The sequence below is a fragment of the Variovorax sp. W2I14 genome, from assembly GCF_050435205.1.
Classification (GTDB): Bacteria; Pseudomonadota; Gammaproteobacteria; order Burkholderiales; family Burkholderiaceae_C; genus Variovorax; species Variovorax paradoxus_C.
The window spans coordinates 2,639,329-2,664,338 of record NZ_JBNDJX010000001.1; the positions used below are offsets into that span (position 1 = coordinate 2,639,329).

General features: G+C 67.8%; 26 protein-coding genes. 18 read left to right on the plus strand and 8 right to left on the minus strand.

Features of this window, described 5'->3' with window-relative positions:
- Positions 1-3 precede the first annotated feature (3 nt).
- Complete coding sequence (gene arsC, locus QF040_RS12235) at positions 4-384, plus strand: arsenate reductase (glutaredoxin) (RefSeq protein WP_429611255.1); 381 nt, start codon at positions 4-6, stop codon at positions 382-384.
- Here arsC and queG read toward each other — a convergent pair.
- The gene (gene queG, locus QF040_RS12240) at positions 381-1,463 is read right to left on the minus strand and encodes a tRNA epoxyqueuosine(34) reductase QueG (protein WP_429611256.1); all 1,083 of its coding nucleotides are present in this window, start codon (positions 1,461-1,463) and stop codon (positions 381-383) included. The genes arsC and queG overlap by 4 nt on opposite strands.
- Between queG and tsaE the strand changes: the two genes are divergently transcribed.
- The 3 genes from tsaE to QF040_RS12255 all read left to right on the plus strand — a co-directional run bounded on the left by tsaE (position 1,449) and on the right by QF040_RS12255 (position 3,909).
- On the plus strand, positions 1,449-1,964 hold the full coding sequence (gene tsaE, locus QF040_RS12245) for a tRNA (adenosine(37)-N6)-threonylcarbamoyltransferase complex ATPase subunit type 1 TsaE (RefSeq protein WP_306878784.1): 516 nt from the start codon (positions 1,449-1,451) through the stop codon (positions 1,962-1,964). The genes queG and tsaE overlap by 15 nt on opposite strands.
- Positions 1,961-3,466 (plus strand): N-acetylmuramoyl-L-alanine amidase, encoded by a 1,506-nt coding sequence (locus tag QF040_RS12250; protein WP_429611257.1) that lies wholly within the window; start codon positions 1,961-1,963, stop codon positions 3,464-3,466. Before tsaE ends, QF040_RS12250 begins: the two co-directional genes overlap by 4 nt.
- A 155-nt stretch (positions 3,467-3,621) precedes the next feature.
- Complete coding sequence (locus tag QF040_RS12255; RefSeq protein WP_429611258.1) at positions 3,622-3,909, plus strand: glycine zipper domain-containing protein; 288 nt, start codon at positions 3,622-3,624, stop codon at positions 3,907-3,909.
- 70 nt (positions 3,910-3,979) lie between these two features.
- Here the strand turns inward: QF040_RS12255 and QF040_RS12260 are convergent, their stop codons facing one another.
- Positions 3,980-4,642: a DedA family protein gene (locus tag QF040_RS12260; RefSeq protein ID WP_013542363.1), complete on the minus strand. Its 663-nt coding sequence runs from the start codon at positions 4,640-4,642 to the stop codon at positions 3,980-3,982.
- Between the two features lie 49 nt (positions 4,643-4,691).
- Here QF040_RS12260 and QF040_RS12265 point away from each other — a divergent pair, with 49 nt between their 5' ends.
- The 3 genes from QF040_RS12265 (at position 4,692) to QF040_RS12275 (ending at position 8,358) form a co-directional block, all read left to right on the plus strand.
- On the plus strand, positions 4,692-5,183 hold the full coding sequence (locus QF040_RS12265) for an N-acetyltransferase family protein (RefSeq protein WP_429611259.1): 492 nt from the start codon (positions 4,692-4,694) through the stop codon (positions 5,181-5,183).
- Positions 5,184-5,296: 113 nt separating this feature from the next.
- The gene (gene mutL / locus QF040_RS12270) at positions 5,297-7,192 is read left to right on the plus strand and encodes a DNA mismatch repair endonuclease MutL (RefSeq protein WP_429611260.1); all 1,896 of its coding nucleotides are present in this window, start codon (positions 5,297-5,299) and stop codon (positions 7,190-7,192) included.
- A 188-nt stretch (positions 7,193-7,380) separates the two neighbouring features.
- Positions 7,381-8,358, plus strand: a complete 978-nt coding sequence (locus QF040_RS12275) for an alpha/beta hydrolase (RefSeq protein WP_429611261.1) — start codon at positions 7,381-7,383, stop codon at positions 8,356-8,358.
- A 195-nt stretch (positions 8,359-8,553) separates the two neighbouring features.
- Here QF040_RS12275 and QF040_RS12280 read toward each other — a convergent pair whose 3' ends face one another.
- From QF040_RS12280 to QF040_RS12290, 3 genes are read right to left on the minus strand one after another with little or no spacing between them, the layout of a single operon-like run.
- Positions 8,554-10,800 (minus strand): molybdopterin cofactor-binding domain-containing protein, encoded by a 2,247-nt coding sequence (locus QF040_RS12280; RefSeq protein WP_429611262.1) that lies wholly within the window; start codon positions 10,798-10,800, stop codon positions 8,554-8,556.
- Between the two features lie 12 nt (positions 10,801-10,812).
- Positions 10,813-11,286 carry a (2Fe-2S)-binding protein gene (locus QF040_RS12285; protein ID WP_013542368.1) on the minus strand — a complete coding sequence of 158 codons (474 nt, stop codon included), beginning with the start codon at positions 11,284-11,286 and terminating at the stop codon, positions 10,813-10,815.
- Positions 11,287-11,333: 47 nt separating this feature from the next.
- Positions 11,334-11,696, minus strand: coding sequence for a c-type cytochrome (locus QF040_RS12290; RefSeq protein ID WP_429611263.1), 363 nt, complete (start codon positions 11,694-11,696; stop codon positions 11,334-11,336).
- 225 nt (positions 11,697-11,921) lie between these two features.
- Here QF040_RS12290 and QF040_RS12295 point away from each other — a divergent pair, with 225 nt between their 5' ends.
- The 3 genes from QF040_RS12295 to QF040_RS12305 are packed head-to-tail and all read left to right on the plus strand — an operon-like array spanning position 11,922 to position 14,581.
- The gene (locus QF040_RS12295; RefSeq protein ID WP_429611264.1) at positions 11,922-12,839 is read left to right on the plus strand and encodes an AraC family transcriptional regulator; all 918 of its coding nucleotides are present in this window, start codon (positions 11,922-11,924) and stop codon (positions 12,837-12,839) included.
- A gap of 57 nt (positions 12,840-12,896) precedes the next feature.
- A complete protein-coding gene (gene miaA, locus QF040_RS12300; RefSeq protein ID WP_429611265.1) occupies positions 12,897-13,931 on the plus strand; it encodes a tRNA (adenosine(37)-N6)-dimethylallyltransferase MiaA in 1,035 nt (344 codons plus the stop codon).
- Entirely contained in the window at positions 13,928-14,581 is a 654-nt protein-coding gene (locus tag QF040_RS12305) for an ABC transporter ATP-binding protein (RefSeq protein ID WP_429611266.1), read from the plus strand. Before miaA ends, QF040_RS12305 begins: the two co-directional genes overlap by 4 nt.
- A 137-nt stretch (positions 14,582-14,718) precedes the next feature.
- On the opposite strand, the gene QF040_RS12310 is transcribed toward QF040_RS12305, so the two are convergent.
- Complete coding sequence (locus tag QF040_RS12310) at positions 14,719-15,675, minus strand: threo-3-hydroxy-L-aspartate ammonia-lyase (RefSeq protein ID WP_429611267.1); 957 nt, start codon at positions 15,673-15,675, stop codon at positions 14,719-14,721.
- Between the two features lie 117 nt (positions 15,676-15,792).
- Between QF040_RS12310 and QF040_RS12315 the strand changes: the two genes are divergently transcribed.
- The 5 genes from QF040_RS12315 (at position 15,793) to QF040_RS12335 (ending at position 20,494) form a co-directional block, all read left to right on the plus strand.
- Positions 15,793-16,497 (plus strand): GntR family transcriptional regulator, encoded by a 705-nt coding sequence (locus tag QF040_RS12315; protein ID WP_307600182.1) that lies wholly within the window; start codon positions 15,793-15,795, stop codon positions 16,495-16,497.
- Complete coding sequence (locus tag QF040_RS12320; RefSeq protein ID WP_429611268.1) at positions 16,494-17,369, plus strand: phytanoyl-CoA dioxygenase family protein; 876 nt, start codon at positions 16,494-16,496, stop codon at positions 17,367-17,369. Before QF040_RS12315 ends, QF040_RS12320 begins: the two co-directional genes overlap by 4 nt.
- 4 nt (positions 17,370-17,373) lie before the next feature.
- Entirely contained in the window at positions 17,374-18,735 is a 1,362-nt protein-coding gene (locus QF040_RS12325; protein WP_429611269.1) for an NAD(P)H-dependent oxidoreductase, read from the plus strand.
- A gap of 167 nt (positions 18,736-18,902) precedes the next feature.
- A complete protein-coding gene (locus QF040_RS12330) occupies positions 18,903-19,265 on the plus strand; it encodes a YciI family protein (RefSeq protein WP_206174314.1) in 363 nt (120 codons plus the stop codon).
- Positions 19,262-20,494, plus strand: a complete 1,233-nt coding sequence (locus tag QF040_RS12335; protein WP_429611270.1) for an RNA polymerase sigma factor — start codon at positions 19,262-19,264, stop codon at positions 20,492-20,494. Before QF040_RS12330 ends, QF040_RS12335 begins: the two co-directional genes overlap by 4 nt.
- Before the next feature lie 9 nt (positions 20,495-20,503).
- Here the strand turns inward: QF040_RS12335 and QF040_RS12340 are convergent, their stop codons facing one another.
- Positions 20,504-21,157: an NUDIX hydrolase gene (locus QF040_RS12340; RefSeq protein ID WP_429614646.1), complete on the minus strand. Its 654-nt coding sequence runs from the start codon at positions 21,155-21,157 to the stop codon at positions 20,504-20,506.
- Between the two features lie 219 nt (positions 21,158-21,376).
- Here QF040_RS12340 and QF040_RS12345 point away from each other — a divergent pair, with 219 nt between their 5' ends.
- The 3 genes from QF040_RS12345 to QF040_RS12355 are packed head-to-tail and all read left to right on the plus strand — an operon-like array spanning position 21,377 to position 23,478.
- Positions 21,377-21,994, plus strand: coding sequence for a DUF4291 domain-containing protein (locus QF040_RS12345; RefSeq protein ID WP_429611271.1), 618 nt, complete (start codon positions 21,377-21,379; stop codon positions 21,992-21,994).
- A 12-nt stretch (positions 21,995-22,006) separates the two neighbouring features.
- Complete coding sequence (locus QF040_RS12350; RefSeq protein ID WP_429611272.1) at positions 22,007-22,582, plus strand: NADAR family protein; 576 nt, start codon at positions 22,007-22,009, stop codon at positions 22,580-22,582.
- On the plus strand, positions 22,579-23,478 hold the full coding sequence (locus QF040_RS12355; protein ID WP_429611273.1) for an ADP-ribosylglycohydrolase family protein: 900 nt from the start codon (positions 22,579-22,581) through the stop codon (positions 23,476-23,478). The genes QF040_RS12350 and QF040_RS12355 overlap by 4 nt, the downstream gene beginning before the upstream one ends.
- Before the next feature lie 13 nt (positions 23,479-23,491).
- Here the strand turns inward: QF040_RS12355 and QF040_RS12360 are convergent, their stop codons facing one another.
- A complete protein-coding gene (locus tag QF040_RS12360) occupies positions 23,492-24,958 on the minus strand; it encodes a serine hydrolase domain-containing protein (RefSeq protein ID WP_429611274.1) in 1,467 nt (488 codons plus the stop codon).
- Positions 24,959-25,010 lie beyond the last annotated feature (52 nt).

Below are 25,010 nucleotides of genomic sequence, written 5' to 3' on the forward strand. Positions count from 1 at the left end.
GCCATGACCGCACGCACCCCCACCACCAATTACCCGATGACGATCTATCACAAGCCCAACTGCAGCACGTCGCGCAACGTGCTGGGCTTGATCCGCCAAAGCGGCGTGGAGCCGACGATCGTGCTGTACCTGGAAACACCGCCTTCGAAGAAGAAGCTGCGCGAACTCACGAAGGCCATGGGCATGACCGCGCGCGACCTGCTGCGCACGAAGGAAGCGCCCTACGAAGAACTGAAGCTGGCCGATGCGAAGCGGACCGACGACCAGTTGTTCGATGCGATCGTGGAGAACCCGATCCTCTTGCAGCGCCCCATCGTGGTCTCGCCGCGCGGCACGTTGATGTGCCGGCCGTGGGAGCGCGTGCGCGAGATCCTGCCGGCTTAGAGCGGTTGATCGGTGGTCTGCTGCGCCAGGCCCCATGCGACGTGCTCGCGCACGAGTTCGCTCGGATGCGCAGCGCGCGTCGCCAGCGCCTCCTTCGCTCCGCCCTCTCCCGAGCGCACCGCATTGCCCAGCGCCACCGCGATGTTGCGCAGCCACCGCTCGTGCCCGATGCGGCGTATCGGGCTGCCCTCGGTGCGGCGAAGAAAATCGTCTTCAGTCCACGCGAAGAGTTCGGCCAGCGTGCGGCCCGTGAGCCCTTCGCGCGCATCGAAATCGGGCAGCGCGCTTTTCTTCGCGAACTTGTTCCAGGGGCAGATCAGCTGGCAGTCGTCGCAGCCGTAGATGCGGTTGGCCATCAGCGGCCGCAGTTCCTCCGGAATCGGCCCGCCGTGCTCGATGGTGAGGTACGAGATGCAGCGCCGCGCGTCGAGCCGCCTGGGCGCGACGATCGCCTGCGTCGGGCACACGTCGATGCAGGCGCTGCAACTGCCGCAGTGCGCGGTGACGGGCTCGCTCTCGGGCAGCGCCATGTCCACATAGATCTCGCCGAGAAAGAACATCGAGCCCGCGTCACGGTCGAGCACCAGCGTGTGCTTGCCGCGCCAGCCCTGGCCGCTGCGCGAGGCGAGCTCGGCTTCGAGCACCGGCGCCGAATCGGTGAAGGCGCGGTGGCCGAAGGGGCCGACCTCCTCGGCGATCTTCTCGGCCAGTTTCGCGAGCCGGTTGCGCAGCACCTTGTGATAGTCGCGGCCCCGCGCATAGACCGACACGATGGCCTCGCCGGGCCGCGCGAGGCGGTCGAACTCGATCGCCTGCCACTCGGGCGGCGTGTCGCGCGGCAGGTAGTCCATGCGCGCGGTGATCACGCTCACCGTGCCCGGCACCAGCTCGGCGGGACGCGCGCGGCGGGTGCCGTGCGTTTCCATGTATTGCATTTCGCCATGGAACCCATGGGCCAGCCATTGCATCAGACCGTCCTCGGCGCTCGATAAATCGACGCCCGCGATTCCGATTTGGGAGAATCCGAGTTCCCGGGCCAAAGCCTGAATACGAACAACGAGTGGATGGCTGACGATCACTTGCCGATTGTAGAAACGCCCAAGGGCACCCCACGCACCCGCGTCCTGCGCTGGGGCAGCGAAGCCGACACCGACGCCTTCGCGCAATCGCTCGCCGCCTCGCCCGCATTGCGCGATGCCTTCATCGCCCTCGAAGGCGACCTGGGCGCCGGCAAGACCACCTTCGTTCGCCACCTGCTGCGCGCCCTGGGCATCGAGGGGCGCATCAAGAGCCCCACCTATGCGGTGGTCGAGCCCCATGAAGCGCCCGACGGCCTGCAGATTTTCCATTTCGATTTCTACCGCTTCGCCGATCCGCGCGAATGGGACGACGCCGGCTTCCGCGACATCTTCGCGGGGCCGGGCCTCAAGCTGGCCGAATGGCCGGAAAACGCCGCGGGCCGCACACCTGTTGCGGACCTCGCTATTAAAATAGAAGCAATGACCGACGACACACGCAGCGTGACCCTCCTCGCGAACACCCCTCGCGGCAGCGATCTGCTGGCGCGCATCGCCGCATGAAGGCGGGTGGACTGAAACGGCGCGTGTTGCTGCAGGGCGGCAGCATCGCGCTGATGCTCGGCGTGCACCAGATCGCACGCGGCGCCACCATCCTCGCGGTCCGCGTCTGGCCCGCCGCCGACTACACCCGCGTGACCATCGAGTCCGATGCGCGCCTCACCTCGCAACAGCTCGTGGTGGGCAGCCCGCCGCGGCTGGCGGTGGACATCGAAGGCATCGAGCTCAACAGCGAGCTGCGCGAACTGGTCGGCAAGATCAAGCCGGGCGATCCGTACATCAACGGCCTGCGCGTCGGGCAGAACGCACCGACGGTCGTGCGCATCGTGTTCGACCTGAAGCAGACGGTGCGCCCCCAGGTGTTCTCCCTTGCGCCCGTGGCGGCCTACAAGCACCGGCTGGTGCTCGACCTGTATCCCGAGCAGGCCATCGATCCGATGGAAGCGCTGATTGCCGAGCGGCTGCGCGATGCGCCCAAGCCGGGCAGCGGCATCAACAATGGTTCGTCGGTGGCCGGCATTGCGCCCTCCGCGCCGGCAGCGCCGGTGCGTCCCGCGACGCCCGCGGGCGATCCGCTGGGCGATCTCATGGCACAGCAGTCGATGCGGCCCGGCCCAGCGGCGCCCGCGCCGCCGGTGGTCGCAGGCGCTGACCGCCCTTCCGCACCGCCCGTGCTCGTGGCGCCGGCACCGCTGCCGCCCGTGGTGGGCACCGCGCCGGTGAAGCCCGTGTCGCCGCCCGTCGCCGTCGCGCGCGGCGGCGCCACCGCGAGCCGCACCGACCGCATCATCATCGTGGCGCTCGACCCCGGGCACGGCGGCGAAGACCCCGGTGCCACCGGCCCCAGCGGCACGCGCGAAAAAGACATCGTGCTGCAGGTCGCCTTTCGCCTGCGCGACCGCATCAATGCGGGCAGCGTCAACGGCAATCCGATGCGCGCCTTTCTCACGCGCGATGCCGACTTCTTCGTGCCGCTGGGCGTGCGCGTGCAGAAGGCGCGGCGCGTGCAGGCCGACCTGTTCGTGAGCATCCATGCCGACGCGTTCACCACGCCCGCCGCGCGCGGCGCCAGCGTGTTCGCGCTGAGCCAGAGCGGCGCATCGAGCAGCGCTGCGCGTTGGCTCGCCAACAAGGAGAACGACGCCGACAAGGTCGGCGGCGTGAACGTCGGCAATCACGAGGCGCAGGTGCAGCGCGCGCTGCTGGACATGAGCACGACGGCGCAGATCAACGACAGCCTGAAGCTCGGCGGCGCGATGCTCGGCGAGATCAAGGGCATCGGTGCGCGGCTGCACAAGGGCCAGGTCGAGCAGGCCGGCTTCGCGGTGCTGAAGGCGCCGGATATTCCAAGCGTGCTGGTGGAGACGGCGTTCATCAGCAACCCGGAGGAAGAAGCCAACCTGCGCCGGGTCGACTACCAGGAGAGCCTGGCCGATGCGCTGATGCGCGGCATCCAGCGCTACTTTGCGCAGAACCCGCCCTTGGCGCGCAGCCGGCAGCTCTGATCCATCGGCTGCCGCGCTTTGTAAAGCCAAAGCACGCTTTTTGTCCCACGCCGAGCGGCCCATCACACCGCACAGGCAGGCGCGGCAGGCTCCTACACGGGGCGGGCGGCACTTTTGCAGATGATGGATCCATCACTCCTCGAAAGGTGGACATCATGAAGACACGTCTCTGGATCGCTGCAGCTGCAGCCACTTCGGTCATGGCCATTGCGGGCTGCGCGAGCGGCCCCAACCAGAACCTCGGTACTGGTGTCGGTGCGGTCGGCGGCGCGCTGGTGGGCAATGCCATCGGCGGCAACACCGCCAGCACGGTGGGCGGTGCAGCCATCGGCGGCATCATCGGGAACCAGGTCGGCCGCAATGCCGACGAGCGCAACTACTACAACCAGCAACGCTACCCGCAGGGCAGCAACTACTACCCCAGCAACGGTCCGCGCTATTGAGCGGGCGCCAGCGATTGGCTGAATGAAAAAAGCGCGCCTCGGCGCGCTTTTTCCTGTCCGCTGAATCGCCTCAGGCCTGGGCTGCGGCCCTCGCCTTTTCGGCCTTCGATGCCCGCCACGCACCGAATATGGCCAGCAGCCCCGGCACGAAGATCAGCGCCCAGATGATCTTGTCCAGGTGCTGCCGCACGAACGGCAGGTTGCCGAAGAAGTAGCCGGCCGTCGCGATGCCCAGCACCCAGATCAGCGCGCCCACCACGTTGTACATGGTGAACTTCGCGCGGCTCATCTCCGCCACACCCGCCACGAACGGCGCAAACGTGCGAATGAACGGCATGAAGCGCGCAAGGATGATGGTGATGCCGCCATAGCGTTCGTAGAAGCTGTGGGCCTGGTCGAAGGCCTTGCGGTTGAAGAAGCGCGAGTTCTCCCACTGGAAGACCTTCGGCCCGAAGTAACGGCCGATCGAATAGTTGGTCTGGTCGCCCAGGATGGCTGCCGCAATCAGGATGCCGCAGGCCAGCGGAAAATTCATGAGCCCTGCGCCGCACAGTGCGCCGACGATGAAGAGCAGCGAATCGCCCGGCAGGAACGGCATCACCACCGCGCCGGTCTCCACGAAGACGATCAGGAAGAGCAGCGCATAGACCCAGGGGCCATAGGCGATGACGAAGGCCTCGAGATGTTTGTCGACGTGAAGGATGAAGTCGACGAGAAAGCTGATGATTTCCATGGCCGCGGATTATCCTTGTTGACGCCCCGCATCCTTTTCGAATCCCCCCATGATCCACATACGTGAAGCCCTCGATGCGGACTGGCCCGCCCTCTGGGCCGTGCTCGAGCCCACCTTTCGCCGTGGCGACACCTACACCTTCGCCGCAGACGTGACCGAAGACGAGGCGCGTCATTCGTGGACGAAAGTTCCCACTGCCGCCTTCGTCGCATGCGACGCGCAGGGCGCTGTGCTCGGCACCTACGTCATCAAGCCCAACCAGCCCGGTCAAGGCGCGCATGTGAGCAACTGCGGCTATGTGGTGTCCGAGGTGGCGCGCGACCTCGGCGTCGCGTCGGCGCTGTGCGAGCACTCGCAGCAGCAGGCACGGCGCATGGGCTTTCTGGCGATGCAGTTCAACTTCGTCGTGTCCACGAACGAGCGCGCGGTGCGGCTCTGGCAACGGATGGGGTTTGACATCGTCGGCACGCTGCCGGGCGCGTTCCGGCATCCGCAGCACGGGTTTGTGGATGCCTTCGTCATGTACAAGCAGTTGTCATAGAGAACACGCCGGTACAGTTGCCGTCAAGCCCGCCGATGCCGCACCGAGCGGACCGGCAAGGGGTCTTCCGATCAGGTCCGGGCCAGGATTGTTTGCACTTCTAAAATGCCCCGGTGAGCGCACTACCCTCTTCCATTCCCCCCTCCCCCCGCCGCCCGATCCGCGAGCTCCCCGACGAGCTGATCAGCCAGATCGCCGCCGGCGAAGTGGTCGAGCGACCGGCCTCGGTGGTGCGCGAATTGCTCGACAACGCGCTGGACGCGGGCGCGAGCCAGGTCACCGTGCGGCTCGCCTCGGGTGGCGTGCGATTGATCTCGGTCGAAGATGACGGCCTGGGCATTCCGCGCGAAGAACTCACGGTGGCCCTGCGCCGCCACGCGACCAGCAAGATCGCGAGCCTGGACGACCTGGAGACGGTCGGCACCATGGGCTTTCGCGGCGAGGCGCTCGCTGCCATCAATGCGATTGCCGAACTCAGCATCCTTTCGCGCTTCGGCGGCGCCGAAAGCGCCTTCGCGCTCGATGGCCGCACCGGCGAGCTGCGCCCGGTGGCGCGCTCGGTCGGCACCACCGTCGAGGTGCGCGAACTCTTCTTCGCGACGCCCGCGCGGCGCAAGTTCCTGAAGACCGACGCCACCGAGCTGGCCCACTGCATCGAGGCCGTGCGCCGCCATGCGCTGGCGCGGCCCGAGGTCGGCTTCTCGGTGTGGCACGACGGCAAGCTGGTCGAGCAATGGCGCGCCGCCGACGCGCGCGAACAGCGGCTGGCCGATGCGCTCAGCGACGACTTCGTGGCCAAGAGCGTGGCCGTCGAGCATGTGGGCGGCGTGGTGCGCGTGGTCGGCCGCGCCGGCATTCCCGATGCGGCGCGGTCGCGTGGCGACCAGCAGTTCTTCTACGTCAACGGCCGCTTCGTGCGCGACAAGGTGCTCTCGCACGCGGTGCGCAGCGCTTATGAAGACGTGCTGCACGGCCAGCGCCAGCCGATCTATGCGCTGTACCTGGAAATCGATCCGTCGCGCGTCGACGTGAACGTGCACCCCACCAAGATCGAGGTGCGCTTTCGCGACGGCCGCGAGGTGCACCAGGCGGTGCGCCACGCCATCGAGGACGCGCTGGCCGCGCCGCGCGCCGGGGATGCCGTGGCGCCTCCCGGGCCGCCGGAACCCTTTTTCAAGGAGACCAAGCTGCCCGAGAGCGCGAGCTGGTCGCAGCCGGCGATGAATTTCGTGGCGCGCGAGCGCGGTGCCGGCGATTTCGAGGCGATGTGGCCGCGCCGCACCGACGAGCTCGGCCATGCGCCCGATGCCACGCCCTCGCACTGGCCACTGACCGGCGCGGCGCCGATGACCTTCAGGGCGCCCGTCGGGCTACCGCCAAGCCCCGCGGAAGACGCCGCGGCGGTCGCCGCCACCAACGAGGAAGCCTGGCCCCTCGGCCGCGCACTGGCTCAACTGCAAGGCATCTACATCCTTGCCGAGAACACCCAGGGCCTGGTCGTGGTCGACATGCACGCGGCGCACGAGCGCATCGTCTACGAGCGGCTCAAGACGCAGCTCGACGGCGCTGCCATCACCAGCCAGCCGCTGCTTATTCCGGCGACCTTCGCGGCCACGCCCCAGGAAGTGGCTACGGCCGAGGCCTGCGCCGAGGTGCTGCCCACGCTGGGGTTGGAAATCACCGCCTTTTCGGCGCGCACGCTCGCGGTGCGCGCCGTGCCCGGCACGCTGGCAGACGGCGACCCGGTCGAGCTCGCGCGCAGCGTTCTGGCCGAACTGGGCCAGCACGACGCGAGCACCGTGGTGCAGCGCGCCCAGAACGAATTGCTCTCCACCATGGCCTGCCACGGCGCCGTGCGGGCCAACCGCAAGCTCACCATCGACGAGATGAACGCACTGTTACGCCAGATGGAAGCGACCGAGCGTTCGGACCAGTGCAACCACGGCCGGCCGACCTGGCGCCAGCTGTCGATTCGCGAGCTCGACACGCTGTTCATGCGCGGCCGATAGGCGAATCGGCGCCTTTTTCAGGGTTTTCGAGGATTTCCGGGGGTCATCCGGGGACCGGGCACGCACGTTGCATGCTCTAACCCAAAGCGCCGTCGAGCGCTGTTTCGGAGGGTTACCAGGGCGCAACGCCGGCGCGCCGTGGTGAAAGCGGATGAAACTTTCGGCCGGTATCGCTGTCCCTCAACCCCATGATGAAACGCTGGACCCTCCTTGCGTCTGTCCTCTCGCTGTGCGCCCTGCTCGCTGCCGGTTGCTCCACGTTCGACGAACAACAGCGCGAATGGATCTTTCAGCCCAGCGACCGCAGCTGGGGCAACACCGCCAACATGACCCAGGGCATGGAGGACGTCTGGATCGATTTCCAGTCGTCCATCACCGGCGAACCCGCGCGGCTGCACGGCCTGTGGCTGGGCGGCGCCCCCGAAACCACCGAAACCCCCGTGCTGTTGTACCTGCACGGCGCCCGCTACAACGTCGCCGGCTCGGCGCCGCGCATCCAGCGCATGCACGAGCTGGGCTTCTCGGTGCTGGCCATCGACTACCGCGGCTTCGGCAAGAGCTCCAAGGGCCTGCCGTCCGAGGAATCGGCCCGCGAAGACGCCCGCGCCGCCTGGACCTGGCTGGCCGCGCGCCACCCCAAGCAGCATCGCTACATCTTCGGCCACTCGCTGGGCGGCGCCATCGGCATCGACCTGGCGGCGCATGTGAAGGACGAGAGCGGCACCATCGTGGAGAGCACCTTCAGCTCCATCGCCGATGTGGTCAGCAGCTTCAAGTGGGGCTGGCTGCCACTGGGCCCCTTCATCACGCAGCGCTTCGAGGCCATCAACACCGTCAAGGACATCGGTGCACCGCTCTTGGTGGTGCATGGCACGGCCGACAGCCTCATCAACCCGACGCTGGGCCGCAAGCTCTATGACGCAGCGACGGTGCCCAAGCAGTTCGTGCTGGTGGAAGGCGGCTCGCACCACAACACCAATTCGGTGGGCGAGGCGCAGTACCGCGCGGCGCTGACCCAGCTGTTCCGCATGAAGCCCGACAACATGGTGGCGCGCAACCAGCCGAAGCTGTCGCCGCCTGCGCTGGCCCTGCCGCTGCCGCCCGCGGTGGCGCCGCAGGATGTGCGCGGCGAGGCGCGCGCGAGCAGCGTGCCCGCGGCGATCTGAAGCCCAATCCGCCAGCCCGCTCCGTCAACGCCGAGCCCCGTTCCGTTAACGCCGAGCCCCGTTCCGTTAACGCGGGGCTCCAATCCGTTCACGCTGAGCCTGTCGAAGCGCCGCGCGAGGCTTCGACAAGCTCAGCCCGAACGGCCATGGCTCCGGCTCTGGTTTTTTTCAGACCACCGAACCCAATAGCGCGCGTCAAGCCAGGTTGAAAGGCAGTTGCCGCAAAGGCTTGCCCGTCAATTGCGCAATCGCATTCGCGAACGCCGGCGCCAGCGGCGGCAACCCTGGCTCCCCCATCCCCTTCGGCGCATCGGCGCTGGGCACGATGTGGATGTCGAACTCCGGCACCTGCGTGATGCGGGCCACCGTGAAATCGCCGAAGTTGCCCTGCTGCACGACACCGTCCTTCAGCGTGATCGCGCTGCCTTGCAGGCAGGTCGACAACCCCATCACCGCCGCGCCCTGCACCTGCGCTTCCACGCTGCGCGGGTTGACGGCCAGGTTGCAGTGCACGCCGCTGGTCACACGGTGCAAGGCCGGCTGGCCATCCTTCACCGAGGCTTCCACCACATAGGCCACCACCGATTCGAAGGACTCGTGCACCGCCACGCCCCAGGCGCGGCCGTCCGCGAGCTTCTTCTTGCCGTAGCCGCTCTTGTCCACTGCCAGTTGCAGCGCGGCGCGATGGCGCGGGTGCTTGTCGCCGAAGAGCTGCATGCGGTAGGCCACCGGGTCCTGCTTCGTGCTGCGGGCGATCTCGTCGATGAGTGTCTCCATCACGAAGGCGGTGTGGGTCGAGCCCACGCTGCGCCACCACAGCACCGGCACGTTGACCTGCGGGTGGTGCACCGTCAGGCGCATCGGCAGCGGGTACGGATCGCGCATGCCCTCCACCGCCGTGGCGTCGATGCCGTCCTTCACCATCATGCCGGCGAAGACCGTGCCCGCGGTGATCGACTGGCCGACGATGACGTGGTCCCACGCGAGGATCTTGCCGCGCTCGTCGAAGCCGATGCTTGCGCGGTGCAGGTGCATCGGTCGGTAGTAGCCGCCCTTCATGTCGTCCTCGCGGCTCCACAAGAGGCGCACGGGTGCATCGAGGCCGGCGGCGCGCGTCGCCTTGGCGATCTCGCAGGCCTCGACCACGAAGTCGCTCGAACCCACGAAGCGCCGGCCGAAGCCGCCGCCCGCCATCTGCACGTTCACCTTCACCTGCTCGGGCTTGAGCTTCAGCGTGCGCGCCGCGGCCTGGCCGTCGAGGTCGGCGGACTGGGTGCCGACCCACAGCTCGGCGCGGCCTTCCGACAGCTTCACGGTGCAGTTCAGCGGCTCCATCGGCGCATGCGCCAGATAGGGAAACACGAACTCGGCCTCGAGCTTGTGCGGCGCCTTGGCCAGCGGCGCCATGTCGGCGTCGAACTTGCGGTTGCCGGGGCGGCCGGCCAGTTCGCGGTACTGGACCAGTTGCTTGTCGCTGTCGACCTTTTCCACGGCGGACGTGTTCCATTCCAGCTTGAGCGCGTCGCGGCCCAGCTTGGCCGGCCAGTAGCCATCGGCCACCACCGCCACGCCTTCGGCGCCGCGGTCCAGCGGAATGCGCACCACGGCCTTCACGCCCTTGACGGCGCGCGCCGCGCTGTCGTCGACCGAGGACAGGCGCGCGCCGAACACCGGTGGGTGCGCGACCACGGCCGTCAACTGGCCGGGTTGCTTCACGTCGATGCCGAAGTCCTGCCTCCCGCTGCTCTTGGCGCGGGCGTCCAGGCGCGTGGTGGCGCGGCCGATGATGCGGAAGTCCTTCGGGTCTTTCAGCGCGACCTTCTCGGGCACCGGCAGGGCCATGGCCGCCTCGGCCAGCTCGCCGTAGCTCAGCTTGCGGCCGCCGGGACCGATCACCGTGCCGGCCTGCGTGCGCAGCGTGGCGACGTCGACCTTCCAGCGCGCCGCCGCGGCCGACATCAGCATGGCCCGGGCGCGCGCGCCCAGTTCGCGGTACTGCGTGAAGCTGTTCTTGATCGTGTTCGAGCCACCGGTCAGGTGGATGCCGAAGAGCGGGTCGGCATACGCGGCATCGTTGGTTCCGCTGCGGCTGCGCACCAGGGCCCAGTCGGCGTCGAGTTCTTCGGCCAGGATCATCGGCAGGCCGGTCTGCACGCCCTGGCCGAATTCAAGGCGGTTGATGGTGACCATGACTTCGCCGTTGGGCGAGATCTGCACGAAGGCCGAAGGCTGCTGCGTCGGCTTCAAGCCGCCGGCCACCGGCTTCGCACCGTCGGCCTGCGCCATGGCCATGTGGGGAAAGGCGCCGAGCACGAGGCCGCCGGCGCCAGCCATCTTCAGGAAGCTGCGGCGAGGGAGCGTGGCGGCTTCGTCCGTGGAGGGTTGGACCATCAGGCGCTGCAGCGCGCGCGGCAAGTCGTTGTAGTCGATGTTGGGCAACATGGTGACGGCTCCTTAAGCGAGGGCGCGGGCCGCATCGGCCACGGCGGCGCGGATGCGCACATAGGTGCCACATCGGCAGATGTTGCCGGCCATGGCCGAATCGATCTCGTCCACGCTGGGCTGCTTGCCCTTGGGCAGCGACTTCAGGAACGCGGTCGCGCTCATGATCTGGCCGCTCTGGCAGTAGCCGCACTGCGCGACGTCGTGCTTGACCCACGCGGCGTGCACCGATGCGCCGACAGGGTCGCTGCCATCGGTGGCGGCTTCGATCGTGGTGATCTTCTTGCCCTCTGCGGCGGAGATCGGCGTGATGCACGAACGGATCGCCTGGCCGTCCAGGTGCACGGTGCAGGCGCCGCACAGCGCGGCGCCGCAGCCGAACTTGGTGCCGGTCATGCCCAGCGTGTCGCGCAGGGCCCAGAGGATGGGGGTGCCGGGATCGGCATCGACCGTGTGGTCACGGCCATTGACGTGGAGCGCAGTCATCTTCTTTTTCTCCGTGGGTGGTTGTGGGTGGGGTGGAATCTATTTGTTCACTTGGCGCCGTCGAGCAGCCACTGCGCGAGCGCCTGCAGGTCGGCATCGGGGACCTGGGCCTGTGGCGGCATCGGCATCGCGCCCCACTTGCCCGAACTGCCGGCCTTGATGCTGGCAGCCAGTTGCGCGGCCGTGCCCTTGCCGTCGCCGTACTTCGCGCCGATGTCTTTCCACGACGGGCCCACCACCTTGGTGGCGGGCTGGTGGCATGCGACGCATGAATACTTCTGCGCCAGCGCGAGGCTCGCGCCGGCGTGCAGCGGCCACAGGGCGCTGGCGCCAAGCCCCAGGACCATGGCCAGGGAGGCGACGAGCGCGCGCGGCTGCTTTCGCGGGGAGTGGGTCGTTTCTGTTTTCATCGTGGCTTCGTGAGAAAGAGAGTTGTCTGAATCGACGGATGGCTCTCGGCGCATGACACCGCACGCACGCCGGCACATCGCGGGCCAGTGTCGGGGGAAGACCCGTCCGCCGTTTGCCCAATCCGCGCGTGTTCTTGCCTGAAACAACGAGACTGCACCGAAAACGCGTGGCGCACGAGATGCGCCAGCTAGACTTTTTCGCTGGCGTCATTCGAAAGGATTCAGATGGAAGCGGCACAGCCGGCGAGGCAGGAAGAGTCGGGCGTCCTGAGCAATCTGGCGCGGGCGGTCGAGCGCATTGCGCAAAGCGACGGCGACTACCTCACGGCCATTCCCGAACTCTCGGTGCACCGCCGCAGCGCCACGACCGAACCGATGCATTGCCTCTACGGCTTCGGCGTGGGCATCACGGTGAGCGGTCAGAAGCGCGTGGCGCTCGGCGAGGAGGTGTTCGACTATTCGGCGGGCCAATCGCTGCTGACGACCGCCGATCTGCCCGTGGTGACGCACATCACCCATGCGAGCCCCACGCAGCCCTTCATGGGCCTCATGCTCCGGCTCGATCCGCGCACTGTGGTGCAGGCGGCCGCCGAGATGGCCTTGCCCCAGCCGGGCAAGGACTCCAGCTACCGCGCCATGTCGCTCGGCGCCCTCGATGCGACGCTGCTGGGCGCGGTGACGCGGCTCGTCGAACTGATCGACGAGCCCCGGCTGCTACCGCAGCTCGCGCCGCTCCTGCAGCGCGAAATCCTCGTGCGGCTGCTGGCCGGGCGCCACGGCCCGCAGCTGCAGCGCCTCGTGGCGGTCGGCTCGCCGAGCCAGCAGGTGGTGCAGAGCATGGCCTGGCTCAAGGTGAACTTCACGCAGCCGGTGCTGGCGGACGACCTGGCCGCGTCCGTGCATATGAGTCCTTCGACCTTCCGCCAGCACTTCCGCGCCGTGGCGGGCATGAGCCCGATGCAATACCTGAAGCAGTTGCGCCTGCAGGAGGCGCGGCAGCTGATGCTGAACCAGGGCATCGACGCCGGCACCGCGGGCGTGCGCGTGGGCTACGAGAGCGCCTCGCAGTTCAGCCGCGAATACGCGCGGCTTTTCGGGGCACCGCCGCTGCGCGATATACGACGGATGCGCGAAACGACCTAGGGTCATCCGCGTCCCTCCTGCCGGCGGGCACGCGCCATTTGCTACCCTCGGCGCACCATGTTTCCCAGCTCCGCATCGGCCGCCGAGGCCCCATCTCCGGCTCCTTCGGCATCGCTTGCCGCTGCGCCTTCCGGCTTGCCACGCTACGTGGCGCTTGCCGGTCCCACCGCCTCGGGCAAGACGGCTGCCGCCCTGGCGCTTGCGCAGTCGCAGCCGGTGGAAATCATCTCGGTCGATTCCGCGCTGGTCTACCGCGGCATGGACATCGGCACGGCCAAGCCCACTGCGGCCGAGCAGGCTGCCGTGCCGCACCACCTGATCGACATCCTCGATGCGCGCGAGAGCTACAGCGCCGCCGCCTTCGTGGCAGATGCGACGCGGCTCATCGAGGAGATCCGCGCGCGCGGCGCATTGCCGCTGCTGGTCGGCGGCACGATGCTGTATTTCAAGGCGCTGTTCGACGGCATCGATGCGATGCCCGCCGCCGATGCCGCGGTGCGCGCGCGAATCGATGCGCAAGCCGCCGAGCTGGGCTGGCCCGCGATGCACGCACGGCTTGCCGAGGTGGACCCCGTGACAGCCGCACGCCTCGCACCGCAAGACAGCCAGCGCATCCAGCGCGCGCTCGAAGTGTGGGAGAGCAGCGGCCAGCCGCTCTCCAGCTTTCACGCGAGCGACAACAAGACGGCGAAAGCCGTGGACGGCGGCGTGCTCTTCTCGCTCGAGCCCACCGACCGCGCCTGGCTCCATGCACGCATCGCCGACCGCTTCGACGCGATGCTCGCCGCCGGCTTTCTCGACGAAGTGAAAGCGCTGCGCGCGCGCGGCGATCTCTCCACCGACCTGCCCTCGATGCGCTGCGTCGGCTACCGGCAGGCGTGGGAAATGCTCGATGCCTGCGGCACCTCCGCCCCCGATGCCAGGGCCATGCAAGACCTGCGCGAACGCGGCATCGCCGCCACGCGCCAACTCGCCAAGCGGCAGATCACCTGGCTGCGCAGCATGCCGCAGCGCATCGTGATCGCCTGCGACGCGCCCGATGCGGTGAAGACCGCCGTTCAACTGATCGCCAAGACCACCCAACCCGGATGACGCTGCGCATTTCCAACCTCGGCAAGCACTACGGTGAATCGCCCGTCTTCGAGAACGTGACGCTGGAAGTTCAGCCCGGCGAGTTCGTCGCCATCGTGGGCGAATCGGGCGTGGGCAAGTCGACGCTGCTCAACTGCATGGCCGGCCTCGACAGCTGGGACCAGGGCACGGTGACGCACGACGGCACCGACATCGGCGCGCTCGATGGCGAAGCCTGTGCGCTCTGGCGACGCAAGCACGTCGGCTTCGTGTTCCAGGCCTTCCACGTGCTGCCGCACCTCGACGTGGCGCAGAACGTATCGCTGCCGCTGATGCTGCTGGGCGAGAAGAAAAAAGACGACGGCCGCGTCGCGCACATGCTCGATGCGGTCGGCCTGCCCGGCATGGGCGCGCGGCTGCCGCAGACGCTCTCGGGTGGTCAGCTGCAACGCGTGGCGATTGCGCGCGCGCTGGTGCACCGGCCCGCGCTGCTGCTCGCCGACGAGCCCACGGGCAACCTCGACCCGACCACGGCGGCAAAAGTGATGGAACTGCTGATCGGCCAGACCCGCGAACACGGCGCCTCGCTGGTGCTGGTGACGCACTCCGAGAGCGCCGCCGCGCGTGCGGACCGCCTGCTGCACCTGACGGCCAGCGGGATTCGCGCCTGATACGAAACTGCGTTCGATCTGGCCAAACCGCTCGATCCACCCAACCCGTTCGGACTGAGCTTGTCGAAGCCTTGCGCGGCGCTTCGACAAGCTCAGCGTGAACGGCTCTGTCCTTTCGAACGCAACCCGGACGAGATTTAGGCGAGCAGCGCCGCGTAGCGCGACAAGTCGACGTTGCCGCCGCTGATCACGATGCCTACGCGCTGACCCGCGATCGCCTTGCCTGCCGCGATGGCGCCTGCAAAGGCAAGGCAACCCGTCGGTTCCACCACCATCTTCATGCGCTCGGCAAAGAAGCGCATGGCCTCCACGAGCTGGTCGTCGGTCACCGTGAAGATGTCGTTCACATCGCGCTGGATGATCCCGAACGTGTACTGGCCCAGGTGCTGCGTCTGCGCCCCATCGGCGATGGTCTTGGGCGTTTCGATGTGCACGATCTTCCCCGTGCGGAACGACTGCTGCCCGTCGTTGCCCGCCTCGGGCTCCACGCCGTAGATCTTGCAATCGGGCGAGAGCGCACGCGCCGAGAGCGCCGAACCCGAGAGCAGCCCACCGCCGCCCAGGCACACGAACAGATGGTCGAGCGGCCCCGTCTCCTCGATCAGTTCCTTCACCGCCGTGCCCTGCCCCGAGAGCACATCGGGGTGGTCATACGGCGGAATCATCGTCATGCCGCGCTCCTGTGCGAGCCGCTTCGTCAGTGCCTCGCGGTCTTCGGTGAAGCGGTCGTACAGCACCACTTCGGCGCCGTAGCCTTGCGTGGCCGCGACCTTGGCGGCCGGCGCGTCCTTGGGCATCACGATCACGGCGGGCATCGACAAGAGCCGCGCCGACAGCGCGATGGCCTGCGCATGGTTGCCCGACGAAAAGGCGATGACGCCGCCCTTGCGCTGTGCCGCATCGAATTTGGAGAGCGCGTTGAACGCGCCACGGAACTTGAATGCGCCCATGCGCTGGAAGTTCTCGCACTTGAAGAAGAACTGAGCGCCCCAGCGTTCGTTGGCGGTGGTCGATTGCAGCACCGGCGTGCGGTGGGCATGGCCTTCGAGCCGCGCGGCCGCGGCGGTGACGTCGTTGTAGGTAGGGAGTTGCATGGTTCGAGCTTAGCGGCGGCTTACGTTTTTTTGCAGTCCCCATGGGTAAAAACCCGGTAGGTGCGGCGCCCGGGATTTTCGTACTCTGTATACAGAGTTCAAAGAAAGCCGCCTCTCATGCCCGCCCAACTCGTCAGCATCGAAGTCGCGCCCGACCTCGTCGACCAGGTCTACCGCGCCCTGCTCGGCGCCATCAGCAGCGGCTCGCTGGCACCGGGCGAGCGCATCACGCAGGAAGACATCGCGCAGCGCCTTTCGGTGTCGCGGCAGCCCGTGCTGCAGGCGCTGCGCCTCCTGAAGAAAGACGGCTTCGTGCACGACGCGCCCGGCCGCGGCGTGCTGGTGGCCCCGCTCGATGCCGAGGGCATGCGCCACATCTACCAGGTGCGCGGCGTGCTCGACGTGCTGGCCGCGCGGCTGGCGGCCGGGCAGCGTTTTCGCATCGACCCCAAGCTCATCGAGCGCGGCCGGCGCGCCGCGCGCGGGCGCAACGTCGAAGCCATGATCGATGCCGACGTGGCGTTTCACCGCGCGATCTACGACGCCTCGGGCAACCCGCTGATCGGCCAGAGCGCCGACCCGCACTGGCGGCACCTCCGCCGCGCGATGGGCGCGGTGCTGCAGGCCGAGCCCCAGCGCGAATCGCTCTGGGACGAGCACGAAGCCATCGCCGACGCGATTGCCGCAGGCAACGCCGACCGCGCCGCGCGCCTGAGCGAAGAGCACGTCGCGCAGGCCAGCGAAGCGTTGGCCCGGCGCCTCGCCGAGCAGCAGGCCCGCAACGCAATCGACATCGCCACCCACAAAGGAGACAAGGCATGAAGCTGACCCCCGAGCAACGCGCGCAGTTCGAGCGCGACGGCTATCTGTTCTTCCCCGGCCATTTCTCGCCCGAAGAGACAAAAGCGCTGACCGATGCGGTGCCCGACCTCTACAGCAAGCGCGAGGCCTTCAACGTGCGCGAGAAAGGCTCCGACGCCGTGCGCACGAACTTCGCCGCGCACCTCATCAGCGAGCCCTTCGCCAGGCTCGCGCGCCATCCGCGCATGGTCGGCCCGGTGATGGACCTCTTCGAGGAAGAGGTCTACATGCACCAGTTCAAGATCAACGGAAAGATGGCCTTCGAAGGCCAGGTGTGGCAGTGGCACCAGGACTACGGCACCTGGCTCAACGACGACCTGATGCCGACCGAGCGCGCGATGAACGTCGCGATCTTCCTGGACGACGTGAACGAGCACAACGGCCCGCTGATGTTCATTCCGGGCAGCCACCGCAAGGGCGTGGTCGATGCGAAGCATGACCTCACGACCACGAGCTATCCGCTCTGGACCGTGGACAACGACCTGATCACGCAACTGGTCGAGCGCGCCGGCGGCAAGGAAGGAGGCATCGTCTCGCCCAAGGGCCCGGCCGGCTCGATGATCCTGTTCCACAGCTGCCTCGTGCATGCATCGGGCAGCAACCTCTCGCCCTTCAACCGGGTGGCGGTGTACCTGAGCCTGTGCGCCGTCAGCAACCACATCCGCCGCCACAAGCGGCCCGAGTACATCGCGCACCGCGACTTCACGCCCATCGAGATGCTGCCCGACGACTGCCTGCTGAAGCCCTACCCGGTCGACCTGCCCTGGAAGAACGGTCTGCCCGAGAGCGCCCTCCAGACCTCGCTCGAAGTCCTCGACACCGCGGAGGCCTGACCCCATGAGCCTCTACACCCGCCTGCAGCAGCGCGCCGCCGAAGGCCGCCCCATCCGCATCGGCCTGATCGGCGCCGGCAAGTTCGGTTCGATGTACCTTGCACAGATCCCGCACACGCCCGGCGTGCAACTGGTGGCGATTGCCGACCTGTCGCCCGATGCGGCGCGCGTGAACCTTGCGCGCGTCGGCTGGAAGCCCGAGCGCACCGCCGCGGGCTCGATGCAGGAGGCGCTCAAGACCGGCAACACCTGGATCACCGACGACTGGCAGGCCGTGACGCGCGAGCCCTCCATCGACATCGTGGTCGAGTGCACCGGCCACCCCATCGCCGCTGTCGACCATTGCCTCGATGCCTTCGCGCACGGCAAGCACGTGGTCAACGTGACGGTGGAGGCCGATGCCTTCTGCGGCCCGCTGCTCGCGCACAAGGCGCAGCAGGCTGGCGTGATCTATTCGCTGGCCTTCGGCGACCAGCCCGCGCTCATCTGCGACCTGGTCGACTGGGCCCGCACCTGCGGCTTTCCGGTGGTGGCGGCCGGTCGCGGCCACAAGTGGCTGCCGCACTTCACCGAATCCACGCCCGAGACCGTGTGGGGCAACTACGGCCTCACGCCCGAGCAGGCGCTGCGCGGCGGGCTCAATCCGAAGATGTTCAACAGCTTTCTCGACGGTTCCAAGCCGTCCATCGAAAGCTCGGCGGTGGCCAACGCCACCGGCCTCGGCGTGCCGTCGGACGGCCTGCTCTACCCGCCCGCGAGCGTGGAAGACATTCCCTTTGTCACCCGCCCGAAGAGCGAAGGCGGCGTGCTGGAGCGCAAGGGCATGGTCGAGGTGATCTCCTCGCTCGAAGCCGACGGCAGAAAGATCCCGTACGACATCCGCATGGGCGTGTGGGTCACGGTCGAGGCCGAGACCGACTACATCAAGAACTGCTTCGAGGAATACAACGCCCACACCGACCCGAGCGGGCGTTATTTCACGCTCTACAAGCGCTGGCACCTCATCGGCCTGGAGGTCGGCATGTCGGTCGCGAGCGTGGCGCTGCGCGGCGAAGCGACCGGCGTGGCCACCTGCTGGAACGCCGACGTGGTGGCCACCGCCAAGCGCGACCTCGCGGCGGGCGAGATGCTCGACGGCGAAGGCGGCTACACCGTGTGGGGCAAGCTGCTGCCGGCCGAACGGTCGCTGCGCCTGGGCGGCCTGCCGCTCGGGTTGGCGCACAACGTCAAGCTCGTGCGACCGGTGAAAAAAGGCCAGAGCCTGAGCTGGGCCGACGTGGCAATCGACACCTCGACCGCCGCCTACAAGCTGCGCAGCGAGATGGAAAGCATGTTCTCGGCGGCTGTTCAAACGAAGGCAGCCTAAAGCGGTACCAGCCGAAAGGAGTAGGTAGCGCAACCGTTGCGCCAAACGAATTTCGCGTAAAAAATAATCTGCACGACACGGAGCTTCCGTGTCGAAATGACCGGCGGCGGGCCGTCATTGTGGTGAGCGCTCTTGCTCAGCAAGCTTTTCCTTCACGGAGAGACACCATGCAGTACATGTTGATGTTCTATCAGCCCGCGGCCGAATTCGAACAGCGCGACGACGCGTCGTCCCAGGCCTACCGGTCCAGCTGGATCGCGTATGCCGATGCGGTGCGCCAGTCGGGCGTCGCGCTCGGCGGCCACGGCCTCTTTCCACCCATGACCGGCACCACCCTGCGCGTGCGCGGCGACAAGCGCCAGGTGCAGGACGGCCCCTTCGCCGACACCAAGGAGCAGCTCGGCGGCTACTTCGTTGTCGATGTGCCCGACCTCGATGCCGCACTCGAATGGGCCGCGCGCGCGCCCTGCGCCAGCAGCGGGGGCGTGGAGGTGCGGCCGGTCTTCACGGCCACGGCAGCCACATCGTGAACGACCCGGCGGCTCATCAGGCCGCCGAAAAGGCGGCGCGCGAGTCGTACGGCCGGCTGCTGGCGATCCTGTCGGCGCGCACGCACGACATCGCCGCCTCCGAAGACGCGCTCGCCGACGCCTTCGCCCGCGCCCTCGAACGCTGGCCGCCCGACGGCATTCCGGACCAACCCGACGCATGGCTGCTGAGCGTGGCGCGGCACCGCAAGCTGGACGCCTGGCGCCACACCCGCGTGCAGGACCAGGCCACCCAGACCCTGCTTCTCCTGGCCGGCGAAATGGACGAAGCCAGTGCCGAAGGCACCGCCGTGCCCGACGAGCGGCTGCGCCTGCTCTTCGTCTGCGCGCACCCCGCCATCGACGCGGCCGCCCGCGCGCCGCTGATGCTGCAGACCGTGCTCGGCCTGGACGCGGCGCGCATGGCCGGCGCCTTTCTCACCGCGCCCTCCACGCTCGGCCAGCGGCTGGTGCGGGCCAAGGCGCGCATCCGTGCGGCGGGCATTCCCTTCGAATACCCGGAAGCGCGCGACCTGCCGCAGCGCCTGCAGGACGTGCTCGACGGCATCTACGCCGCCTACGGCACCGGCTGGGACGACGTCGACGGCGCCGATGCGCTGCCGCGCGGGCTCACGTCCGAAGCCATCGACCTCGGGCGCATCCTCTGCCACCTGATGCCCAACGAACCCGAGCCGCTGGGCCTTCGCGCGCTGATGCTCTTCTGCGAAAGCCGCGCCGCCGCCCGGCGCAGCGAGACCGGGGCGTATGTGCCGCTCGACCAGCAGGACACCTTGCGCTGGGACCCCGACCTGCTGGCGGAAGCCGAGCGGTGCCTGCGCCTGGCATCGGAGATGAAGTCCCTCGGCGCTTATCAACTGGAGGCCGCCATCCAGTCGGCCCATTGCGAGCGCCGCGTGGGCGCGCCGGTGGCGCCCGAGGTGCTGGTGTCGCTGTACGAAGGCCTGCTGGCCCTGCGGCCCAGCATCGGCGCGCAGGTGAGCCGCGCCTGCGCGCTTGCAAATGCGCGCGGGCCGGAGATCGGGCTGCGGGCGCTGGAGGCGATTCCGCCGGACGAGGTGGCGAGCTACCAACCGTTCTGGGCGGCGCGTGCACACCTGCTTGCGGCCGGTGGCGCGCGCGCCGCGGCGCGGCAGGCTTATGACCGCGCGATCGGGCTGAGTGCGAATGCGGCGGTGCGGGCGTATCTCAATGCGATGTCGCAGCGGCTTTGAGCGAGTCGTCTACTTTGCGTTGAAGGTGCGTGGAAACAGCGCCGCCTGCGAGCGGTTACGCAAGCGATAACTCATCGCCGGTCGGCCGAGGCTGCCGGTGACCATGCCCGCCTCTTCCATGAATTCACCGTCGAGCATGCGCTTGCGGAAAGCGCTCTTGTCCATGCCGCGGCCCAGCACGACCTCATAGGTGTGCTGCAACGCCGGCAAGGTGAAGGGTTCTTCCAGCAGGAAGGCCGGCAGTGAGGTGTATTCGACCTTGCTGCGCAACCGGGCGACGGCTGCATCCAGCAGTTCGCCGTGGTCGAAGGCCAGCCGCTTGCGCGATGCGGCATCGACCTCGAACCATGCGACCTCTGCAGCATTGGCACCGCTGCGCAACTGCATCGCTTGGGCGGGGATCAGCGCATAGAAACAATGCGTGGCCGACCAGCCGCGCGGATCGCGCTCCGAGCCGCCCCAACTGCCCAGCTGTTCGAGATACGGCGTGACCACGCCGGTCTTCTCACGCAGCTTGCGCAAGGCGCAGTCGAGCAGCGTGGCGTCTTCGTCAGTGTTCACGAAGCCGCCGGGCAATGCCCACTTCCCCGGAAACGGCTCGGCAGTGTCGGAAGGCCGACGCACCAGCAAGACCTGCAGGGCATCGTCGAGCACGGTGAACATCACCACGTCGACGGTGACCAGCGGGCGCGGGAAGGACAGGGACGGAAAGTTCGACTTGGGTGTGCTCACAACAGCGGCTTGACTCCGAATTTATTAGTTGTACTATACAACCCTTCATTAGTTGCCCAGAGCAACCAATGGAGCAACCAATGGAGCAACCAATGGAGCAACCAATGGAGCAAGCAATAACAAGAACGATCAAGAGAGGAACTCAAAACAATGGAAGACCTGACTCAACTCCCCACCGAATCGCACCTCGCCCAGCGTGAGCGCTGGCCGCAGAGCGGGCGGCACATCCTCGCGCACCACGATGCGCAATCCGTCATTGTCTACCAAGCCTATCGCCCGTCCATCGGCGAATACGCGGTGCGGCACGGCCGGCTCGACGGACCGGACTTCAGCCTTTCGCGCATGAGTTGGATCAAGCCCAACTTCCTCTGGATGATGTATCGCTCCGGCTGGGGCACCAAAGAGGGCCAGGAGGTCACCCTCGGCCTGCGGCTGCGCCGTGCGTTCTTCGAGCAGGTGGTGCGCGAGGCCGTGCCGTCGACCTTCGACGACAGGCGCTATCCGAGCCGCGATGCATGGCAGGAGGCCGTGGGCCGCTCCGACGTGCGTCTGCAATGGGACCCCGACCATGCGCCTGCGGGCAACAAGCTGGAGCGCCGCGCAATCCAGCTGGGCCTGCGTGGACGCACGTTGGCGGCACTCGCGCACGAAGAATTGCTCGAAGTGATCGACATGCGCGCCTTTGTGGAAGCGCAGCGCCCGATGGCGCAGAACGACAACCCTGAGCTGCAATTGCCGGTGGAGCACGCGCTCGACATCGAAACCTGAGAAGTACAAGAAATGACGACGAACATCCCAAACAGGCCGCGCAGCAACGAAGAACTGATCGCGCACGTCGCCCAGGGCCACCCGGTCGACTACCTGTTCTTCTGGGGCCATCAAGTCCCGAGGGACGGCAGTGTCGGCAAGAGCTGCTTCAGCCAGTGGTACGAAGCGCCCTTCACGATCGAAGGCATCGCGTACCGCACCGCCGAGCATTTCATGATGGCTGGCAAGGCGCGGCTCTTCGGCGATGCGGCCACCTGCGAAAAGATCATCGCCGCGCGCACGCCCGGCGAGGCCAAGAAGCTGGGGCGTCAGATCCACAACTTCGACGAAGCGGCGTGGCTCGAAGCCCGCTTCGATCTGGTGACGCGCGGCAACATCGCGAAGTTCTCGCAGAACGCGGCGCTCAGCGCGTTCCTGCTCGGCACCCGCCGGCAGGTGCTGGTCGAGGCGAGTCCGGTCGATCCCATCTGGGGGATCGGACTGGCCGCGACGGACGTGTCGGCTCAGGACCCGCGCACCTGGAAAGGCCTGAACCTGTTGGGCTATGCGCTGATGGCGGCCCGCGACGAACTGAGGGCGGTCCGATGAACGCAGCGCGCTACCAAGGGTGTCTGCTTGGCCTGGCCTGCGGCGATGCGGTGGGCACCACCGTGGAGTTCCGCTCGCGCGGCAGCTTCGTACCGGTGACCGGCATGCACGGCGGTGGTCCGTTCGGTCTTGAACCGGGCGAATGGACCGACGACACCTCGATGGCGTTGTGCCTCGCGGCGAGCCTGATCCATTGCCAAGGCTTCAATGCGGTCGACCAGATGAACCGCTACTGCAACTGGCGCAACGTAGGCTACATGAGCAGCAACGGACGCTGCTTCGACATCGGCGGCACGGTGTCGGCAGCCCTTACCCGCTACCTTGCATCGGGCGATCCGTTCGCGGGCGATCCCAGCCCGCGGACAGCCGGCAACGGTGCGTTGATGCGGCTCGCGCCCGTCCCAATGTTTTTCGCGGCCGGCGCCGAGGCGACATGGCGAAAGGCCGGCGAAAGCACTCGCACCACACATGGCGCACAGGAGGCTATCGAGTGCTCACAACTCTTCGCATTGCAGTTGCGCGAAGCGCTGCGGGGCGAAGGCAAGGTGGCAATCCTGGGCACCGCGCCGTTGGCCCCCTTGAGCGAAAAGGTTGCGGCACTGGCGCGCGGTGACTATGCATCGAAGCCGATCGAGCGCATCAAGGGTTCGGGCTACTGCGTCGAATCACTCGAAGCGGCGCTCTGGTGCTTCGCTCATACCGAATCCTTCGAGCAGGCGGTACTCGCAGCAGCCAATCTTGGCGACGATGCGGACACCACCGCCGCGATCTGCGGGCAGATCGCGGGTGCCTTCTACGGCGTGGACGGCATTCCGGCCGGCTGGCTGCACCAACTCGTGATGCGCAAGGACATCACGCAGATGGCCGACGATCTGCTTGCGCTGGCGCAGCGCTGAACCCGCCGGCGCTTCACTCCTGCGGCACGGCGACCGCTTCGCCCACCCGCTTCCCTTCCAACTGGCTGCCCCCTTGCGCCAGCGTCACCCCCACCACCGCATCGCCTTCGCCACGCTGAAAAACGATCTGCGCCCCGATGGTCGCCACCGCGAAACGGTCGGTACCCGTCGGCACGAGCGCGTTGTAGCCCCGCCCCGTCTCCCGCACCAGCAGCCGCCCGTTGCGCACCGTGAAGCCCAGCGCCTTGGTCTTGCTGATGCGGTACTCGCCCTTGTAGTCCTCCAGCCGCTTCGGATCGACCGGCACTTCGGTCGTCGACACCGGATAGCGGCTCTTGCCGATCGCCAGCATCACCGGCTGCAGCGGCGCGCGCGCGTTGCTGCTGAGCACGATGAGCGCTTCGCCGGTATCCGGCGCGATCAGCCACAGCGTGCGGTAGCCCTCGGTGAGGCCCGCGTGCCAATAAGTGCGGCGCCCGCCCTCGGGGCCGCGCACCATCACCGCGTAGCCGATCTCGGCGCCCTCGTAGTGCGCGAGCGGCGTGAGCATGCGGGCGGCGGCCGGGCCCAGCGGGCCGCTGGCGCCGGCGAGGACGGCGCGGCTGAAGGTCATCATGTCGGCCGCCGTCGAGCGCAGCGCGCTGGCCGGTGCGTAGGCCACCATGTCCAGCAGCGGCTGGCGGCGGTCGCCGGCGAAGGCCGGGGCCATGCGCGAGGCCTTGTCGCCGAGCGGGATCACGGTGTCGTTCATGCCCAGCGGCTCGGTGATGCGCGCACGCACCAGCTCACCCCACGAGGTGTTGTAGCGCTCGGCCAGCAACTGCCCGAGCAGCGCCATCCCGAAGTTGCTGTACGCGGCTTCGCACGGCGCCGCCGATGCGGTGAGCTTGATGCGCGAGAGCGCGGCCCAGAACATCGGCCTGTCGAAAGTGCGCAGTTGTTCGGCCAGCTGCGCACCGCCTGTCACGCCATCGGCCATCACAGGCATGCAGCCCGTGTGGGTGACGAGTTGCTTGAGCGTCACCGCGGCTGCCGCGGGCGGCACGCCCTGGACCTTGCCCGCGAGCACTTTGCCCACGGTGTCGTCCAGCTTCAGGTCGCCGCGCTCCACCGCCTGCGCGAGCAGGAGACCGGTGAAGACCTTGGTGACGGAGCCGATCTCGAACATCGGCTGCTCCGCGCTGTTGGCCTCGATGGGGCGCGGGGGCGAAAGCGGCTCGGGGTTGTAGGCGGCACCGTACGAGGCCTTGCCGTTGCGCAGGAGACCGATGACCAGCGTTCCGCGCTCGGCCCCGAGCGCCGTCTTGGCCAGCACGGCAGGGTCGCTCGCGAGGGACAGCGGTTGCTGCTGTTGCTGCGGCGGCTGGAGCTGGGCAGCGGCGCTGCCGGCCAGCAGCGGAGCAAAAAGCCAGGCCGCGAACCAGCGGCGGCGCATCACCGGGAACATGTCTGTGGACAAGGCAGGGGGCAGGAGCCGCATCGTCGAATTCCTCGGGGCGTCATCGAAAGAGGCGCCATCGTGCCACGCCGAT